The sequence below is a fragment of the Amycolatopsis sp. NPDC028719 genome, from assembly GCF_055565395.1.
Window position 1 is genome coordinate 264,964 of the sequence record NZ_JBVHUL010000011.1, and the last position, 16,887, is coordinate 281,850.

Below are 16,887 nucleotides of genomic sequence, written 5' to 3' on the forward strand. Positions count from 1 at the left end.
TCAGTGACTGGTGGCCTTCTTGTAGCAGCGCACCGAAAGCGGCACGAAGATCGCCAGCAGCACCACGATCCACAGCACCGACGCCAGCAGGGCGTGCTGCATCGGCCAGACGTCGCGCGCCGGGAGGGCCGCGCTCGTGTTGCCGAACAGCTCCCGCGCCGCCTGCGTGACCGCCGAAACCGGGTTCCAGTCCGCGATCGCGCGCAGCGGGCCGGGCAGCCGGCCGCTGTCGACGAACGTGTTGGCCAGGAACGTCAGCGGGAAGACGACCACCATCGAAACGTTGTTGAACACCTCGGGCTTGCGCACGGCCAGGCCGAGCGCGCCCATCACCCACGACAGCGCGTAGGAAAACGCCAGCAGCAGGACGATCCCGCCCAGCGCCTCGAGCACACCGGTGTGGATGCGCCAGCCGACCAGCAGGCCGACCAGGCCCATGATGAGCAGGCTCGCCGTGCTGAGGATGAGGTCGGCGGTGGTCCGCCCGATCAGCACCGCGGCCGGGGACATGGGCAGCGAGCGGAACCGGTCGATGATGCCCTTCTGCAGGTCGTCGGTCAGCCCGTAGCCGGTGACGATGCCGCCCATCGCCACCGCGAGGGTGAAGATCCCCGGCAGCATGAACTCGCGGTAGGACAGGCCCGGGATGTCGATCACGCTGCCGAACACGTACCCGAAGAGCAGCACGAACATCACCGGCGTGAACACCAGCGACCCGAGCAGGTCCAGCGAGCGGAAGATCTTGATCGAGTTGCGCTTGGCGACCGTCACGCCGTCGGTCACGGCCATCTGCACCGCGTTCATCACACGGCCTCCTTCGCGGTTTCGGCCACCTCGTGACCGGTCAGGGACAGGAAAACGTCGTCGAGGGTGGGGCGGCGGACGCCGACGTCGCGGACTTCGACGCCGTCGGCGGCGAGCAGGGCCAGCGCTTCGGTAAGCGCTTTCGCGCCGTGGGTCACGGGTACGGTGAGCCGGAAGCCCTCGGCCTGCGGCTCGCCGCTGGCCAGCCGGGCCAGCGCCCGCTGCGCGACGACGACGTCGTCGTGCGTGCCGACGGTCAGCTCGATGCGTTCGCCGCCGACGAGGTCCTTGAGCTCGTCGGCGGTGCCGCGGGCGATCACGCGCCCGTGGTCGATGACGGCGATGCTGTCGGCGAGCCGGTCGGCTTCTTCGAGGTACTGGGTGGTCAGCAGCAGCGTGGTGCCCCCGGCGACCAGCTCGGTGATGACGTCCCAGAGTTCGGTGCGGGCTCGCGGGTCGAGCCCGGTCGTGGGCTCGTCGAGGAACAGCACCGGCGGGTTCGCGACCAGCGCGCCGGCCAGGTCGAGCCGGCGCCGCATGCCGCCGGAGTAGCCCTTGACCGGGCGGTCGGCGGCGTCGGCGAGGCTGAACCGGGCCAGCAGTTCCCGGCCGCGCGCCTTGGCCCGCTTGGTGCCCAGGTGGTAGAGCCGGCCGACCATCTCGAGGTTTTCGGCTCCGGTCAGCTCGAGATCGACGGCGGCGTACTGCCCCGACGCGCCGATGTGCGAACGCAGCGCGTGCGCGTCCTGCACGACGTCGAACCCGGCGACGGTCGCGTGGCCCGCGTCCGGCCGCTGCAGGGTCGTGAGGATCTGGACGGTGGTGGTCTTCCCAGCGCCGTTCGGCCCGAGCACGCCGAGCACCGTGCCTTCGGGTACCCGCAGCGACATTTCGTCGAGCGCGGTGACCTTTCCGTACCTCTTGACCAGTCCCTCGGCCACGATGGCGTCTGACATGGATCTTCCCCTTTGTTTTGAAGGTCTTCAGGCGCGGCGGATGACGATGTCGCCGGTGTAGGTGTGGGCCTTGACCTCGACGGTTTCGGTGCTGCCGCCGGGGCCGTCGGTGGCGCTGAGCGTGTTGCGCACGGTGCCGGTCAGGGAGTTGAGCTCGAGCCACGCGGCGCTGCCCTCGCGGATGCCGACCTCGATCTCGCCGACGGCGGTTTCCAGCACGACCCGGTCGCGCATGACCTCGCCGAGCCGGATGTCGCCGGAGGCGGTCTTGGCGTGCACGCCCGCGTGGGCGACGTCGACGAGGATGTCGCCGTTGGCGGTGTTGACCCGCAGGTCGCCGGTGACCTCGCCGACGCGGGTCTCGCCGTTGGAGTTCTTCAGCACGGCGGTGCCGTCGATCTCGCGGATCCGCAGCTCGCCGGAGCCGGTGCCGAACTCGGCGTGGCCGGTGGCGCGGTCGACCGTGACGTCTCCGGTGGCGGTGCTCGCCTCGACGGCGGCGGCTTCGTCGAGGTGGATGTCGCCGACGGAGGTCTTGAACCGGCTGTTCCCGATGCGGCCGCCGACGCGGAAGTCGCCCATCGCGGCGGTGCCCTGGATCCGCGAGCCGGCCGGCAGCTCGACCGTGACGTGCAGCGCGCCGGCCTTGCCCCAGAGCTTGGTGACGTACTTCGGGCCCTTGACCAGCAGCTCGCCGTGGGCGAACTCGACTCGGGTCCGGGCCACGGCCTTGACGTCCTCGTTGTCGGCCGGGTCGGCCGGGGTGACCTCGACGGTGGTCTCCGCGCGCTCGCCGGCGACGATCCGGACGTCCGCGACGCTCACGTCGATCGTCGCCGTGATCGGCTCGGGAGTGGGGAAAACAGGCATGGCTGCGCCCTCCTGGGGTGCTCGGGTGGCGTCTCCGCAGGTCGGAGACGGGAAGAGAAAAGGCTTACTGAACCCAGCCGGTGTACTTCTCACCGAAGGCCGAGCGGCGCTGGGACGGCTGGGTCTTGCCGGGGCCGAGCGCGCTGTTCGCGGCCCGCACGAGCCAGGCGTTGATGGAGATCCGGTCCCGGCCGGCGGCTTCTTCGACGCGCTGCTTGAGGTGCTCGGGCAGCCGCAGGTTGATCCGCGCGACGGCGCCGTCGTCGGCCTCCGGCGGGGGCGGCGGCGCTTCGGCGGGCGCCGGTTCGGGCGTGGTGGGCAGCGCAACGGCGAACTCGGCTTCGCGACGGCGAAGGCGCACTTCGACGGAGCCGGGCGCGAGGTCGCGGGTGATCTCGTCGGCCGCGGCCGACAGAGCGTCGAGCAGGGTGAGCCGGATCGCCGATTCGAGCGGAGCGGTGAGCCGCTCGGCGAGGGCGACGGCGTCCTCACCCGCCGCTTCGGCGGCGACCGCGAGCTCCCGGCGGAGTTCGTTCACGAAGGGCGTCAGGTCCATGGCACTACTGTGGCACCGCGATGGCACCACGACAACCCTGAATTGGCACCCTTAGGGGACGCCGGTGATGCCAGACTCGTTGATTCCGCAGCTCAGCGCGCCGCGGGGCAAGCGCCCCAATGTGGCATTGGGTGCGCCAGACGCACCCAATGTGGCATTGGGGCGGAAGCGGGCCGGCCTGGCAAGCGCCCCAATGTGGCCTTCGGTGCGTTAGACGCAACCAAGGCGGCCTTCGGTGCGTTAGACGCAACGAAGGCCGCCTTGGGGCGCACGTCAGGAGCGCTCGACGCGTTCCAGAAGCTCGTCCAGGAACCCGCACGCCTCTGCGGCCGCGCGGTCAGGATCGCGTTGGGCGATCGCCTCGGCGAGGCCTTCGTGGCCGATCTCCGGTGCGTGGTCCACGCCCGGCGTGATGGTCGACGTCGCCGCGATGCTCGCCGTGATGACCTCGGTCAGGCCGCGGTGGAGCTCGGTGAGCAGGCCGTTGTGCCCGGCGCGGACCACCGCCGTGTGGAACTCGGCGTCGGTGTGGGCGAAGTCCTCCCAGCGTCGCTCGCGCAGCTCCGTCTCGCGGCGGGCCAGCAGCGACCACAGCTCCGCCACCTCCTCCTCGGTGCGCGACAACGCGGCGAGCCGGGCCCCCTCGGCCTCGAGAGTGCGCCGGACCTGCAGGACTTCGCGCAGCTCCGAGCCGCAGAGCCGGCGGATCGCCCCGGACACCTCGCTGGTGGCGCGCACGTAGGTGCCGTCGCCCTGGCGGACTTCGAGCAGGCCCGTGTGCGCGAGCGCGCGCACGGCTTCGCGGATGGTGTTGCGCCCGACGCCGAGCTGCTCGCCGAGCTCGGTTTCGGTGGGGATGCGTTCGCCGAGGGGCCACTCGCCCTGCGCGACCGCCGCGCGCAGCTGCTCGATGACCTGGTCGACCAGGCCGGCCCGCCGAGTGGTGGCCAGAGGCACAGGATTATCCCTTCATCCAATCATCCTACGTATGCGATAGTAGCGGTCATGCGCGTCGAACACCGTCAATCCGCCCTCGAACCCGAGCTGGACGGCGCCGTGGAGTTCCGGACGCCGGGCGTGCTCACCGCCGGCGCGCTGCTCGCGGTCGCGGTGGTGCTCACCGCCCTCAACCTGCGCCCGGCCATCACCGGGGTCGGGCCCATGCTCGCCGAAATGCGCGCCGACCTGGGGACCTCCGTGGTCTGGGCGGGCGTGCTCACGACGTTGCCGACCCTCTGCTTCGCCGGCGCCGGGCTGGCCGCGCCGCTGCTGGCCCGGCGGGCCGGGATCGGCGCCGCCATCGCGATCGCGCTCATCGCGATCGCGGCCGGGCTCGTGCTGCGCGTGCTCGACGGCCCGGCCGTGGTGCTCGGCGGGACGCTCGTCGCCACCGCCGGGATCGCCCTGATCAACGTGCTCATCCCGGTGGTCATCAAGGACTCCTTCCCGGCCCGCATCGGCATCATGACCGGCGTCTACACCGCCGCTCTTCAGGGCGGCGGCGCCCTCGGGTCGGCAGTGACCCCCCAGCTCGGCGACGCGTTCGGCGGCTGGCGCCCGGCTCTCGGGGCTTGGGCGGTGGTGGCCGTCGTCGCGCTGTTGGCGTGGATTCTCGCAGCCCGCGGCACCGGCCGGGCACCGCGTCACGCCGATGCCGCCGACGCCGGCCGGTCGCTGCTGCGCAACCGTCTCGCGTGGATCGTCACGATCTTCTTCGGCCTGCAGGCGTTCTACGCCTACGCCGCGATGGGCTGGTTCCCGCAGGTCCTGATGGACGCCGGGGTGCCGCGCGACCAGGCCGGCCTGCTGTTCGGCCTGGTCTCGCTGATCGCCGTGCCGATCAGCCTGGTCGTCGCGCCGATGGCCGCCCGCCAGCGCGGCCAGGGCCTCTGGATCATCACCCTCGGCGTCTTCGGTTTCGCCGGGACGGCCGGGCTGATGCTCGCGCCGTCGTGGTCGCCGCTGCTGTGGAGCCTGCTGGTCGGGCTCGGGATGAGCGTGTTCTCCCTCGCCCTGACGGTGATCGCGCTGCGCGCCCGGACCGGCGGCGACACCGCCCGGCTGTCCGGCATGGCGCAGGGCTTCGGCTACCTCTTCGCCGCGCTGGGGCCGTTCCTGTTCGGGCTGCTGCACGACGTCGCGGGCGGCTGGCAGGTGCCGCTGGCCATGCTGCTGGGCCTGCTGCTCGTCCAGATGGTGTTCGGCGCGCTCGCCGGCCGCCGCCGGGTCGTCTGATTCTTGACAGTTAACGCCGTACGCCGGAGTCGGCGCCGCTTACGATCACCGGATGGCCGTGCCGTCGCCGGACCTCGGAACGTTGCTGCGCGTGGGCCCGTTCGACGGGAAACGCCTCGGCGGCGAGCGCGGCGGTGTCCGCACGCACCCAGGCGGGCGGCGGCAACCGGACCCTGACCAACGACACCGACTTCGCGATCCGCGCCTACCAGCAGGTGTTCAGCCCGATCGCCTCGACGCTCACCGGCAGCGCGGCCACCAGCTGCGCGTGACCGACTACGGCCCAGCCGACACCGGCACCCTCGACACGTGGTCGATCACCCTGTGAAAAGCCGTGAATGTCGCATTGAGGGACTTAGAGTCCCTCAATGCGACATTCACGGACTTGCGTCAGTCCAGGGGCAGGCTGAGCAGGGCGTTCTCGATCAGCTCCGGCATCGCCGGGTGGATCCAGTACTGTCCGCGCGCCATCGAACGCGCGTCCTGGCCGAAGCTCATCGCCTGGATCAGCGGCTGGATCACCGACGACGCCTGCGGCCCGATGATGTGCGCGCCGAGCAGCTGCCCGGTCGCCGGGTCGGCGAGGAGCTTCGCGAAGCCCGTCGTGTCCTCCATCGCCCAGCCGTACGCGATGCCGGCGTAGTCCTGCTTCGACGTCACATACGAGACGCCCGATTCGCGCGCCTTCTGCTCGGTGAGCCCGACCGACGCGACCTGCGGGTGGGTGAACACGGCGTGCGGCACGAACCGGTGGTCGGCGGTGATCCGCTCGTCCGGGTGCAGCAGGTTGTGCTGCACCACGCGGGCTTCGTGGTTCGCGACGTGCTTCAGCTCGTGCGGCGACGAAAGGTCGCCGAGCGCGTAGATGCCTTCGACCGCGGTCTCCTGGTAGTCGTCCACGACGACGTGCCCACTGTCCTTTGTGGTCACTCCGGTGGCGGCGACGTCGAGCAGGTCGGAGTTCGGCCGCCGGCCGGTGGCGATCAGCAGCAGGTCGGCCTCGACGGTCTCGGCGCCCTGCGGGCCTTCGAGGTCCAGCGCGACGCCGCTGCCGGTCTTCCGCGCGCGCACGGTTTTGCGCTCCAGGCGGACGTCGAAGCGTTCCGCGGCCAGCTCGGTGAAGCGCGCGCTGACGTCCTCGTCCTCCGAGCGCAGCAGCCGCCCGGAGCGGTTGACGAGCGTGACCTGCACCCCGAAGGACGCGAAGACGTGCGCGAACTCGGCCGCGATGTACCCGCCGCCGAGGATCACGATGCGCTCCGGCAGCTCGTCGAGCCGCATGACCGTGTCGGACGTGAAGTAGTCGACGGTGTCCAGACCGGCGATGTCCGGGATCACCGGGCGCCCGCCCGCGGCCAGCACGAACCGGTCGGCGGTCAGCACCTCGTCGGGACGGCCGTCGGAGAAGCTGACGCGCAGCTCCTTGTGCCCGGTGAAGCGGGCGGTGCCCTCGTAGACGTCGACGTCCTTGTTGTCCTCGTGGCTGCGCCGGTACTCCGCGCCCCCCGCGGCGATGGGGTCGATGCGGCCGAAGACGCGGTCGCGGATGTCGCGCCAGCGCACGCCCTTCAGCTCTTCGTCGACGCCGTACTTCGCGCTGTGCGAAGGCGTGTACGCGACGTCGGCGGCGTACACGAACATCTTCGTCGGGATGCAGCCGACGTTCAGGCAGGTGCCACCGAAGGTGCCCTTCTCCACGATCGCCGTTTTCTTGCCGGCGAATTCGGGCCCGAGGATGGAGTTCCCCGATCCCGTCCCGACGATCACCAGGTCGTAGTGGGGCACTGCATCCTCCGCGGGGTTTCGATCCGGTCGAGTCACCCTAGCCAACCGTCGCCGCGAAGCGGGTGTTCCCCATTGTGCTTAACGTCGTATTACGTGGTCAGTGGCCATTGCCGGTGAAGTGCATCCGGTCCTTCGGGCTGGTCCACGCGCCGCCCCAGCTCCACCCGATCGCCGCGAACGCGCGCACGGTCGCGTCGCCCGCCAGGACCATGCCCGGCCGGCGGTCCGCCCGGTCGAGGTAGGCCGAGGCCAGTTCGGGCAGCACGAGGTCGCGCTGGGTGTAGGGGTTGCAGAACGGGTTGACGTCCACCGCGAGCCCGTACGCGTGCGCCGACCACGAGGTCTGCCCGCGCGCCGGGCGGCAGACGAACGAGCCCGTGTTGTTGCCGTCGCCGGTCGGCGGCGCGGTCAGTTCGGCCGGGCTGGTCACGCGCATCTCTTCCAGGGGGAAGCCCGCCGCGAAGAGCTGCCCGAAGACTCGGGTGATCCCGGCGGCGCCCTTCGCGTGGACCAGCATTTCGCCGGTGTGCGCGCGGCCGTCGAACCCCCGGAAGGACATCGTCAGATAGCGCAGGTCGGCCGGCTTGACCGGGCAGGCGGGCTGCCAGGTGCTGCGGGCGAGGACGTCGGCGGGCACCGCACTGACGGTCGCGTGGTACTTGCCATCCGCAGGCGGCGGGAAGATGTCTTTTGTCGGAAGTGCCCGGTTCACCAGTTCGGGTGGCGTCGGCTCGATCTCGCCGAACCCGTCCGGGCGGCGGGGGAGGGGCCGGGCCCCCGCCTGCCAGGTGGCGGCGGGCGCGCTCGACGTCGCCGGCGGCGCCGATTTCACCGGGGCGGGGGGTTTGGCCACCGTCGTCGAGGACGGCGTCGCGGCCACCGGCTGCGGGGTCCGCGGGACTTCCGGCGTGCAGGCGCCCAGCGTGAAGGCCAGGACCGTCCCGCACACCGCCGTCGCCGTCCGCCGCATCCGTCCAGCCTGACAGAAGCGCTCGGTGAGCGCGGAGTCCACCCGTTTCAGTGACACCGTTTCGGGCCCACTCCGATTAGGGTATTGAGCGCCGCTCGTTTACGCACCGGAGTCGTCCGGGAGCCGAGTGCTTCGTCTCGTGCTGTTTTTGAAGAGGGGAACGTCCCATGTCCGTGAAGTCCCGCCGACCCCTGCTGCTCGCGAGCGGCGCGCTCCTCGCGGTCGCCGCGGTGGCCGTCCCGGTGGTGGTCGGCACGGCGTCGGCGGACCCGGCCTCCGCCAACCAGCCGCGGATCGTGGGCGGCGACAAGGCTTCCCTTTCGGACCACCCGTACGCGGTGTACCTGACCGACGCGGGGGGCAACCAGTACTGCGGCGCGGTGATCGTCAGCTCGACGGCGGTCGCGACGGCGGCGCACTGCGCCAAGGCGGTCGCGAAGCAGGACGTCCGCGTGGTGGCCGGCCGGGAGGACAAGCGCACCGACGTGGGTGACGTGCTGAGCGTCTCGAAGGTCTGGATCAGCGAGGGCTACAGCGACCCGACCCAGGGCGACGACATCGCGGTCCTGACCGTCCGCGGCCAGTTCGGCTACCGGCCCGCGAAGCTGCCCGCCGGCGGTGACACCGCTTCGTACCGCGAAGGCACGCGAGCGACGGTGCTCGGCTGGGGCCGCGTCGCCGACGGCGGCGACCGCTCCGACTACCTGCGCAGCGCCCAGGTCCCGCTGGTCTCCGACAGCTCCTGCCGTGCCGACTACTCCGTGTACGACCAGAAGACGATGGTCTGCGCGGGCTACGCCGAAGGCGGCGTCGACGCGTGCCAGGGCGACTCCGGCGGCCCGCTCGTCGTGGGCGACACGCTGATCGGGATCGTGTCGTTCGGCGACGGCTGCGGCAAGGCGGGCAAGCCGGGCGTCTACACGCGCGTTTCGGCGTACACAGCCGACATCGAGGCCCAGGCCAAGCCGCGCATCCTCGGCTGAGCGTGATAAGCAGGGGGCATGCCGACCCTGCACGACGCGACCGGGCCCGACCTGACCGCCGCCCAGCTGCACGACATCCTCCGCCTGCGCGTGGACGTGTTCGTCGTGGAGCAGAAGGCGGCGTACCCCGAGCTCGACGGCCGTGACCTGCGGCCGGACACCCGGCACCTGTGGTTCTCGGATCCCGGTGGCGTGCTGTCCTACCTGCGCGTGCTCGCCGACCCGGGTGGCGTCCGCCGCATCGGCCGCGTGGTGACGGCGGCCACCGCCCGCGGCCGCGGCCTGGCGGCCCGGCTGATGGACGAGGTCCTGCTCACCCCGGGCGAGTACGTCCTGGACGCGCAAACGTACGTCCAGGGCTTCTACGCGCGCTACGGCTTCGTCGCGGAAGGCGCGGAGTACACGGACGAAGACGGAATCCCGCACATCCGCATGCGCCGCCTCCCGAAGTAAGAGCCGAGCCGACCCTCCAGGTACGGCTCAGGCGGTCGCGCCGCGCGGAGCCGTCGCCGTGATCACCTTCACCGCGCGGTCCACATCGGACTCCGTGAGGTCGGCCCGCGCGGTCAGCCTCAGCCGCGAAATGCCGTCCGGCACCGACGGCGGCCGGAAGCACCCGACCCGGATGCCCTGCTCCGCGCACGCCGCCGCCCATGCGACGGCCGACTCCGCGGACGGCGCCTGAACCGAGATCACGGCCGCGTCCGGCAGGCTCACCGTCAGCCCGGCCGCCTTCAACGACATCGCCAGGTTGCCCGCGTTCTCGACGACCTTCTCCGCCAGCCCCGGCTCTTCCTTCAGCGCGTGCAACGCGGTCAACGCGGCGGCAGCACTCGCGGGCGCCAGCGCGGTGTCGAAGATGAAACTGCGAGCCGTGTCGATCAGGTGCTTGATCACGCGACGCGGCCCCAGCACCGCCCCGCCCTGGGCGCCCAGCGACTTCGACAGCGTCAACGTCGTGACGACGTCGGGGGCGCCCGCCAGCCCGGCCGCGTGGACCGCGCCGCGACCGCCCTCACCCAGGACGCCGAAGCCGTGCGCGTCGTCGACCAGCATCGCGGCACCGTGCGAGCGGCAGATCCCGGCCAGCTCGGCGAGCGGGGCGAGGTCACCGTCGACGGAGAACACCGAATCGGTCACCACCAGCGCCCGCGGCTTCCGGCGGGTCGCCAGCGCGTTCTTGATCGCCGACGGCGTCGCGTGCGCGACCGCGGCGACGTCGGCCCGCGAGAGCCGGCAGCCCTCGATGAGCGACGCGTGGATGTACTTGTCGGTGACGATCGCGGATTCGGAGCCCGACAGCGCCGTCACCGCGCCGAGGTTCGCGGTGAACCCGGACGAGAACACCAGCGCCGCCTGCACACCGCAGAACCGGGCGAGCTCCATCTCCAGCTCGGTGTGCAGCTCGGTCGAACCGGTGACCAGCCGGGACCCGGTCGACCCGGCGCCCCAGCGCAACGCGGCGGCCGCGGAGGCCCCGGCGACGCGCTTGTCGCGGGCCAGCCCGAGGTAGTCGTTGCCGGCCAGGTCCAGTTCGTCCGCCTTGGCGGGACGCGGTCGCAGCTGCCGCACGAGCCCCGCGTTCGCCCGCTTCTCCGCCTCGGTGTCGAGCCAGTCGAAAACCTCGTCGGGCGGGAGCGTCGGCGGCGTAGTCACGTCCCGCAGTCTCCCATCCGGCCTTCGCGCGGCCGGGAAGCGGGCCCGGAAACGCCGGAAGCCCCGGACCGCGCGGTCCGGGGCTTCCGAAACTTCAGAGAACGAGATCAGCTGTCGTAGCCGCGACGCGGGCCACGGCTCGGGCGGCCGTAGCCACCGCCGTTGCCCGAGCGGGGCTGACGGCCACGGCCGCCGAAGCCGCCGGGACGACCCTCGCCGGAGCCGGAGCCGGAGCGCTGGCCGTAACCACCGCGGTCGCCACCGCGGTCACGGTCGCCGCCGCCGTAGCTGCTGCCGCCACGCTCGCCCTGGCTGCCGCGGTCGCCGCGGTAGCCACCGCGGCTCGCGCCGCCGTGACCGCGGTCGCCGCGGAAGCCGCCACCGCCGCCGCGACGCGGGCTCTCGCGCCGACGCTCGATGACCGGCTCGCCGCTGGGCTCGCGGGCACCCGTGATGCGGGACAGGGCTTCGTCACCGGGGCGGACCATCGTGGACTCGGCGCGGACGCCGGCCCGATCGGTCATCCGCTTGACCATGCGGCGCTGGTCGTTGGTGACCACCGTGACGACGACGCCGGACGCCCCGGCGCGGGCCGTGCGGCCGGCGCGGTGCAGGTAGTCCTTGTGGTCGGCCGCCGGGTCGACGTGCAGCACCAGCGAGATGTCGTCCACGTGGATGCCGCGCGCGGCGACGTCCGTGGCGACCAGCACCGGGGTGTGGCCTTCCTTGAAGTCCGCGAGAACGCGGTTGCGCTGTCCCTGCGTCTTGCCACCGTGCAGCGCCGCCGCGTTCACGCCCTGCTCGCGCAGGCGCTCCGCGAGGCGGTCGACGTGGTGCTTGGTGCGCACGAACATGATCGTGCGGCCCTCGCGGGCGCCGATCTGCGTGATGACGTCCTGCTTGTCCTGGTGCGAGACCTGGAGCACGTGGTGGTCCATGGTCGTCACGCTCGCGGTCGACGGCGCGACCGAGTGCGTGACCGGGTCGGTCAGGTACTGCCGCACGAGGCGGTTGACGTCACCGTCGAGCGTCGCGGAGAACAGCAGCCGCTGCCCACCCTGAGGGGTGAGGTCCATGATCTCGCGGACCTGCGGCATGAAGCCCATGTCCGCCATCTGGTCGGCCTCGTCGAGGGCGATGAAGTTGCAGTCGCCCAGGTGCGCGGTGCCCTGCCGGACGTGGTCCGACAGCCGCCCCGGGGTGGCGATCAGCAGGTCGACGCCACGGGAGAGCGCGTCGGCCTGGCGGGCGAAAGCCATGCCGCCGACGGCCGTGCGGCACCACAGGCCGAGCGACCTGGCCAGCGGGGTCAGCGAGTCGGCCACCTGCATGGCCAGCTCGCGGGTCGGGACGAGGATCAGCGCGCGGGGGCGCTTCGGGCGGGCCTTGCCCTCGGCGAGCCGGGCCAGCATGGCCAGGCCGAAGGCGAGGGTCTTGCCGGAGCCGGTCTGGGCGCGGCCCAGCACGTCGCGGCCGGCCAGGGCGTCCGGGATGGTCGCGGACTGGATCGGGAAGGGGCTGTTGATGCCCGCCTCGCTGAGCGCGCGGAGCAGCGGCTCCGGCAGGCCCAGCTCGGCGAAGGTCTTGGTGGCCACCAGCTCGACCGCGTCGTCGCGCAGCATGTCCCCACCGGCCGGGCGGGTGCGCGGCTTGCGGTCGGGACGGCCCGCGTGAGCGGACGTCGAGGAAGGGCCGGAATTGAACGTGACGGTCACAAATGCCTCTCGGACGTGGTTCGTCGCAAGGGAGGCCCGGGCAGCCCGCGCGCAGGCAGGGCAAGATGGTGTGCGATGGGCGTTCACAGGGACGGACCCGGCACACCGTGTCATCGCTTGCCGACACTGCGCGCCGCTTGGGTTACGGATCACCGCGAGCCATTCGGTGGCTCTGGAGGCGACGGACACCAACTCATCCACGCCGCCGGTTGCGGTCTGAATCGATAGTACCTGAGGGTGGCCTGGTCGTCCGCATCGAGGTGACCGGTTGTGGGCGGCGTCGCAGTCGTGGCCCGGGCCACAGCCGCGACGCCGCCGCGGATTCAGCCGAGCCCGGCGGCGGAAACGAGGTCCGCCAGCAGCTCACCGGTGTTCGTGACGTGCTCACCGAGACCGCGGCCGTGGAACCAGCCGGCGAGGTTGCGCACGTCCCGCGCGAGGAACTCGGCGCCGCCGGGGTTGGCGACGACGTCGACTGCCTGCGGCAGGTCGATCACCACGAGCCGGCCCCGGTGCACGAGCAGGTTGTACGCGGAGAGGTCGCCGTGCGCCAGCCCCTCCGACGCGATGAGCTCGAGCGCCGCGGTCGCCTGGAACCAGAGGTCCTTGAGCTCGTCCGGCTCTGGGCGCACCTGGGCCAGGCGGGGCGCGGCCGTCCCGTCGTCTTCGCCGAGGAACTCGAGGAGCAGTTCGGTGCCGTTGCGCTGCACCGGGTACGGCACGGGTGCGCCGAGCGTCCACAAGCGACTCAACGCGGCGAACTCCGCGACGGCCCACTGTTCGGCGATCAGGTTGCGGCCGAACGCGGTGCGCTGCGCCATCGCCCGGGTCTCGCGGGAGCGGCGCATCCGCCGCCCTTCTAGGTAGCCCGCGTCGCGGTGGAACAGCTTGTGTTCGTCGCTGCGGTAGCGCTTCGCGGCGAGCAGCGTGCCGGGGGTACCGGGCAGGCCGCGCCGCAGCAGGTGGACGTCGGCCTCCTTGCCGGTTTTGAGGACGCCGAGGTCGGTGTCGACGGCGGCGAGCTCGGTGACGACCCACTCGGGCCGGGGGAGCGGGCCATGTTCGGCGTCGTCCCAGGTGGACCAGCGGTCGGCGCCGTCCGGCAGCTGGTTTTCGGTGTAGGCGTCGTCGCGCAGCTTCGCGAGCCGGACGCGTTCGCCTTCGGTGAGCCGCCCGCGGCGGGTGGGCTCGGGTTCGTCTTCGTACCGCACGGCGCGGCGAGCGCGCGGTGCGTCGTCTTCGGACCGCCGGCGGCGGCGCGAGGGGCGTTCGTCGAAAAGCTCGGAGTCGTCGAAATCGTGCTGGCGCACTGGTGGGGTTCTCCTTGGTCAGGGATGCCCCACCGGGCGCGTGATCAGCCTCGGGGGGCGGGTGGGTGAGGGCGCGAGAAGGCCCGGACATCCATCACGACAGGCACCTCCCGCTCTCTCCGCACCGGCTCCCTGCCGGATGCGCTCAGCTTGCCGGACCCATCCGGGCCCGCGCAACCGAATAGCGCGAAAGGACCGTTCGTGCGCTTTCCTTGAATTCCGCCTCCGGCCGTGGCCACGATGAACGGGCAGGCCGATCTAGGAGGAGTGGATGGACTCGTACGACGTCGTGGTCGCCGGCGGCGGCCACAACGGGCTGGTGGCGGCCGCGTACCTGGCGCGGGCGGGCCGGTCGGTGCTCGTGCTCGAACGGCGCGGGGAGACCGGTGGTGCCGCCGTGTCGTTCCGCGCGTTCGACGGCGTCGACGTCCGGCTTTCGCGTTACTCCTACCTGGTCAGCCTGCTGCCGAAGAAGATCGTGGCCGATCTCGGCCTCGACGTGCGGCTGAAACGGCGCCGGATGTCGTCCTACACGCCCACGGCCGACTCGGGTCTCCTTGTCGACACGGGTGACGACGGCCGGACAGCGGCGTCCTTCCGCGCGGTCACCGGGTCCGCGGCGGACTTCGCGGCGTGGCAACGGTTCTACGAGCTGACCGAGCGCGTCGCCGAACGCTCCTTCGGCACCCTCACCGAGCCGCTGCTGTCCGAAGTGGACTTCCGCGAGCGGATCGGTGACGGCGAGGCGTGGCCGCTGCTGTTCGAGCGGCCGATCGGCGAGACACTCACGTCGTGGTTCGGCGACGACACGGTCCGCGGCGTCGTGCTGACCGACGCCCTGATCGGCACGTTCGCCGCGGCGGACGGCGCGGACCTGCGGCAGAACCGCTGTCTGCTCTACCACGTGATCGGCAACGGAACCGGCGACTGGGACGTCCCGGTCGGCGGCATGGGCGCGGTCACCGGCTCGCTCGCGGCGGTGGCCGCCCGCGCGGGCGCGCGGCTCCTGACCGGGGCGGAGGTGCTGTCGATCGACCCCGGCGGCGAGGTGCGTTACCGCCGTGACGACGCCGAACACGTCGTGCGCGGCGGGCACGTCCTGGCGAACGTCGCGCCGGCGACGTTGGCGCGGCTGCTGGGCGAGAAGCCGCCGGAGCGGCCGGAAGGCGCGCAGCTGAAGGTGAACATGGTGCTGTCGCGGCTGCCGAAGCTGCGCGACCCGCACGTCGACCCGGCCGAGGCGTTCGGCGGCACGTTCCACGTCAACGAGACGTTCACCCAGCTGGAGACGGCCTACCGCGAGGCGGCGGCGGGGAAGATCCCCACGCTGCCGCCGTGCGAGATCTACTGCCATTCGCTGACGGACCCGTCGATCCTGGGCCCGGCCGAACGCGCGGCCGGCGTGCAGACCCTGACGTTGTTCGGCCTGCACATGCCCGCGCGCCTCTTCGAAGGCCGCAACGAACAAGCGCGCGAAGCGGCGTTGCGCGCGACGCTGGCTTCGCTGAACAGCGTGCTGGCCGAGCCGATCGAGGACTGCCTGCTGACCGGGCCGGGCGGGAAGCCCTGCGTGGAGGCGAAGACCCCGCTCGACCTGGAGGCCGAGCTGGGCCTGCCGGCCGGGCACATCTTCCACCGCGACCTGGCCTGGCCGTTCGCCACGGACCAGGCACAGGTGGGCAAGTGGGGAGTGGAGACGCCCCACGACCGCGTGCTGCTGTGCGGCGCGGGAGCGGTGCGGGGAGGTGGTGTCAGCGGCATCCCCGGCCACAACGCGGCGATGGCGGTGCTGGGCGCGGAAATCGGCTGAGGCTGATGTCTTGAATGAGTCATTCAGGTCTCCGGAGGTCCTGAATGAAGCTCATTCAAGACCTCCGGCACGGCGAACCTGGGTGCCGCGGAGAGCTACCTGCGCCTGCGCGACCCGCCCGGCGGACCGGTCGCCCGGCGGCACGCGGGCTGGCCGCCCGGCGCCACGGCGGCCTGGCGGCCGTGCGGCCTGGCGGCCGTGCGGCCTGGCGGCCGCCCCGCCCCGCCCCGCCCGGCAGCACGCCGCCCAGCGGTTCCTCGGTCAGGCGGTTTCCGGTCAGGCGAGCGCGGCGTCGTGCTCGGCGCACAGGCATCCGACGCCCGGCTCGATCCACTCCTGCCCGGCCCACTCCGGGTGGCGGCCGACCAGCACCTCCCGCACCTCGGCGGCGACCTCATCCACCCCGAGGCCCGCGTCCCGGCGGCGCCAAGTCTCGTCGCGGAGCTCGCGCAGGTAGTCGCGGACGTCGGTGAGCACCGACACCCCGCCGACCTCTCCGTGCCCGGGGACCACCACCCGGGGCCCGTCGAGCGCCAGCCGGTCCAGGACCTCGAGCCAGCCGATGCCGGTGACGTCCGTGTCGTGCGGCGGGAACCACGGGAGGATCGCGAACTGCCCGGTCTCGGCCAGGTCGCCGGTGAACAGCACGCCGGCGTCCGGCACCTCGACGACCTGGTCGCCGGTGGTGTGGCCGCGGCCCGTGGGGCGCAGCCGGACCGTCCGGCCGCCCAGGTCGAGGTCGTGGGAGCCGTCGAAGACCACGTCGGGCGTGGGCACCCGGACGCCTTCCAGCCGGCGGGCGACCACCTCTCCGAGGCCACGGAACATCTCGAGGTAGCCCGCGCCCTTCGTGCTCAGGTCGGCCGCCTGGCCGCGGTTGACCAGGTACGTGGCCTTGCCCGCGAACACCTGTGCGCCGTACGCGTGCTCGGGGTGGAAGTGCGTCGTCGTCAGGAAGAGGCGGCGGCCGGCCGCCACCGAAGTCGCGAAGGCGAGCACCTCCGACGCGTTCTCGGTGCCCAGGCCCGTGTCGACGACGAGGACGGCCTCCGTGCCGCCGATGACGCCGATGTTGGGGACGAGGTCGACGCGGGCGTTCGGGATCACCAGCAGGTCCGGGGCGAGTTCCCGGGCGCCGGCTACCTGCACGGCGGGATCGGTCAGATCGGTCATGTCCTGATTCCACCGCCGGGACACGGCGCCGTCCAAGACCGATTGCGTGGCGCCGATACCCGGC

At 72.1% G+C, this 16,887-nt stretch carries 16 protein-coding genes; 5 read left to right on the forward strand and 11 right to left on the reverse strand.

What is annotated here, in order from left to right; all coding sequences use genetic code 11:
• The 5 genes from ACZ4TR_RS39810 to ACZ4TR_RS39830 all read right to left on the reverse strand — a co-directional run bounded on the left by ACZ4TR_RS39810 (window position 1) and on the right by ACZ4TR_RS39830 (window position 4,143).
• Window positions 1-804, reverse strand: coding sequence for an ABC transporter permease (locus tag ACZ4TR_RS39810; protein WP_465293325.1), 804 nt, complete (start codon window positions 802-804; stop codon window positions 1-3).
• Window positions 804-1,760, reverse strand: coding sequence for an ATP-binding cassette domain-containing protein (locus ACZ4TR_RS39815; RefSeq protein WP_465293326.1), 957 nt, complete (start codon window positions 1,758-1,760; stop codon window positions 804-806). The genes ACZ4TR_RS39810 and ACZ4TR_RS39815 overlap by 1 nt, the downstream gene beginning before the upstream one ends.
• Window positions 1,761-1,787: 27 nt before the next feature.
• Window positions 1,788-2,630, reverse strand: coding sequence for a DUF4097 family beta strand repeat-containing protein (locus ACZ4TR_RS39820; protein WP_364519749.1), 843 nt, complete (start codon window positions 2,628-2,630; stop codon window positions 1,788-1,790).
• 64 nt (window positions 2,631-2,694) lie between these two features.
• On the reverse strand, window positions 2,695-3,186 hold the full coding sequence (locus ACZ4TR_RS39825) for a hypothetical protein (protein ID WP_465293327.1): 492 nt from the start codon (window positions 3,184-3,186) through the stop codon (window positions 2,695-2,697).
• Between the two features lie 273 nt (window positions 3,187-3,459).
• Window positions 3,460-4,143, reverse strand: a complete 684-nt coding sequence (locus ACZ4TR_RS39830; RefSeq protein ID WP_465293328.1) for a FadR/GntR family transcriptional regulator — start codon at window positions 4,141-4,143, stop codon at window positions 3,460-3,462.
• A gap of 48 nt (window positions 4,144-4,191) precedes the next feature.
• On the opposite strand from ACZ4TR_RS39830, the gene ACZ4TR_RS39835 reads away from it, so the two are divergent.
• Window positions 4,192-5,421, forward strand: a complete 1,230-nt coding sequence (locus tag ACZ4TR_RS39835) for an MFS transporter (protein WP_465293329.1) — start codon at window positions 4,192-4,194, stop codon at window positions 5,419-5,421.
• Between the two features lie 134 nt (window positions 5,422-5,555).
• Window positions 5,556-5,693 carry a hypothetical protein gene (locus tag ACZ4TR_RS39840; RefSeq protein ID WP_465293330.1) on the forward strand — a complete coding sequence of 46 codons (138 nt, stop codon included), beginning with the start codon at window positions 5,556-5,558 and terminating at the stop codon, window positions 5,691-5,693.
• 118 nt (window positions 5,694-5,811) lie between these two features.
• Here ACZ4TR_RS39840 and ACZ4TR_RS39845 read toward each other — a convergent pair whose 3' ends face one another.
• Both ACZ4TR_RS39845 and ACZ4TR_RS39850 read right to left on the reverse strand, forming a co-directional pair.
• Window positions 5,812-7,206: a mycothione reductase gene (locus ACZ4TR_RS39845; protein WP_465293331.1), complete on the reverse strand. Its 1,395-nt coding sequence runs from the start codon at window positions 7,204-7,206 to the stop codon at window positions 5,812-5,814.
• 97 nt (window positions 7,207-7,303) lie between these two features.
• Window positions 7,304-8,176, reverse strand: a complete 873-nt coding sequence (locus tag ACZ4TR_RS39850; RefSeq protein WP_465293332.1) for a M15 family metallopeptidase — start codon at window positions 8,174-8,176, stop codon at window positions 7,304-7,306.
• A 167-nt stretch (window positions 8,177-8,343) separates the two neighbouring features.
• Between ACZ4TR_RS39850 and ACZ4TR_RS39855 the strand changes: the two genes are divergently transcribed.
• Both ACZ4TR_RS39855 and ACZ4TR_RS39860 read left to right on the forward strand, forming a co-directional pair.
• The gene (locus ACZ4TR_RS39855; RefSeq protein ID WP_465293333.1) at window positions 8,344-9,159 is read left to right on the forward strand and encodes a S1 family peptidase; all 816 of its coding nucleotides are present in this window, start codon (window positions 8,344-8,346) and stop codon (window positions 9,157-9,159) included.
• Window positions 9,160-9,177: 18 nt separating this feature from the next.
• Window positions 9,178-9,612, forward strand: a complete 435-nt coding sequence (locus ACZ4TR_RS39860; RefSeq protein WP_465293334.1) for a GNAT family N-acetyltransferase — start codon at window positions 9,178-9,180, stop codon at window positions 9,610-9,612.
• 27 nt (window positions 9,613-9,639) lie between these two features.
• Here the strand turns inward: ACZ4TR_RS39860 and ACZ4TR_RS39865 are convergent, their stop codons facing one another.
• The 3 genes from ACZ4TR_RS39865 to ACZ4TR_RS39875 form a co-directional block, all read right to left on the reverse strand.
• Window positions 9,640-10,815 carry an 8-amino-7-oxononanoate synthase gene (locus ACZ4TR_RS39865; protein WP_465293335.1) on the reverse strand — a complete coding sequence of 392 codons (1,176 nt, stop codon included), beginning with the start codon at window positions 10,813-10,815 and terminating at the stop codon, window positions 9,640-9,642.
• Window positions 10,816-10,922: 107 nt separating this feature from the next.
• Entirely contained in the window at window positions 10,923-12,530 is a 1,608-nt protein-coding gene (locus ACZ4TR_RS39870) for a DEAD/DEAH box helicase (protein WP_465293336.1), read from the reverse strand.
• A 323-nt stretch (window positions 12,531-12,853) separates the two neighbouring features.
• On the reverse strand, window positions 12,854-13,840 hold the full coding sequence (locus tag ACZ4TR_RS39875) for a serine protein kinase RIO (RefSeq protein ID WP_465293337.1): 987 nt from the start codon (window positions 13,838-13,840) through the stop codon (window positions 12,854-12,856).
• Window positions 13,841-14,111: 271 nt separating this feature from the next.
• On the opposite strand from ACZ4TR_RS39875, the gene ACZ4TR_RS39880 reads away from it, so the two are divergent.
• Window positions 14,112-15,650 (forward strand): phytoene desaturase family protein, encoded by a 1,539-nt coding sequence (locus ACZ4TR_RS39880; protein WP_465293338.1) that lies wholly within the window; start codon window positions 14,112-14,114, stop codon window positions 15,648-15,650.
• A 276-nt stretch (window positions 15,651-15,926) separates the two neighbouring features.
• Here the strand turns inward: ACZ4TR_RS39880 and ACZ4TR_RS39885 are convergent, their stop codons facing one another.
• Complete coding sequence (locus tag ACZ4TR_RS39885) at window positions 15,927-16,823, reverse strand: MBL fold metallo-hydrolase (protein ID WP_465293339.1); 897 nt, start codon at window positions 16,821-16,823, stop codon at window positions 15,927-15,929.
• Window positions 16,824-16,887: the final 64 nt, after the last annotated feature.

Bases quoted from the DNA above. Each gene is read 5' to 3' on its own strand.
- ACZ4TR_RS39885 (WP_465293339.1), bottom strand. From the start codon at position 16,823: ATGACCGATCTGACCGATCCCGCCGTGCAGGTAGCCGGCGCCCGGGAA.
- ACZ4TR_RS39850 (WP_465293332.1), bottom strand. From the start codon at position 8,176: ATGCGGCGGACGGCGACGGCGGTGTGCGGGACGGTCCTGGCCTTCACG.
- ACZ4TR_RS39855 (WP_465293333.1), top strand. From the start codon at position 8,344: ATGTCCGTGAAGTCCCGCCGACCCCTGCTGCTCGCGAGCGGCGCGCTC.
- ACZ4TR_RS39810 (WP_465293325.1), bottom strand. From the start codon at position 804: ATGAACGCGGTGCAGATGGCCGTGACCGACGGCGTGACGGTCGCCAAG.
- ACZ4TR_RS39835 (WP_465293329.1), top strand. From the start codon at position 4,192: ATGCGCGTCGAACACCGTCAATCCGCCCTCGAACCCGAGCTGGACGGC.
- ACZ4TR_RS39860 (WP_465293334.1), top strand. From the start codon at position 9,178: ATGCCGACCCTGCACGACGCGACCGGGCCCGACCTGACCGCCGCCCAG.
- ACZ4TR_RS39820 (WP_364519749.1), bottom strand. From the start codon at position 2,630: ATGCCTGTTTTCCCCACTCCCGAGCCGATCACGGCGACGATCGACGTG.
- ACZ4TR_RS39815 (WP_465293326.1), bottom strand. From the start codon at position 1,760: ATGTCAGACGCCATCGTGGCCGAGGGACTGGTCAAGAGGTACGGAAAG.
- ACZ4TR_RS39880 (WP_465293338.1), top strand. From the start codon at position 14,112: ATGGACTCGTACGACGTCGTGGTCGCCGGCGGCGGCCACAACGGGCTG.
- ACZ4TR_RS39825 (WP_465293327.1), bottom strand. From the start codon at position 3,186: ATGGACCTGACGCCCTTCGTGAACGAACTCCGCCGGGAGCTCGCGGTC.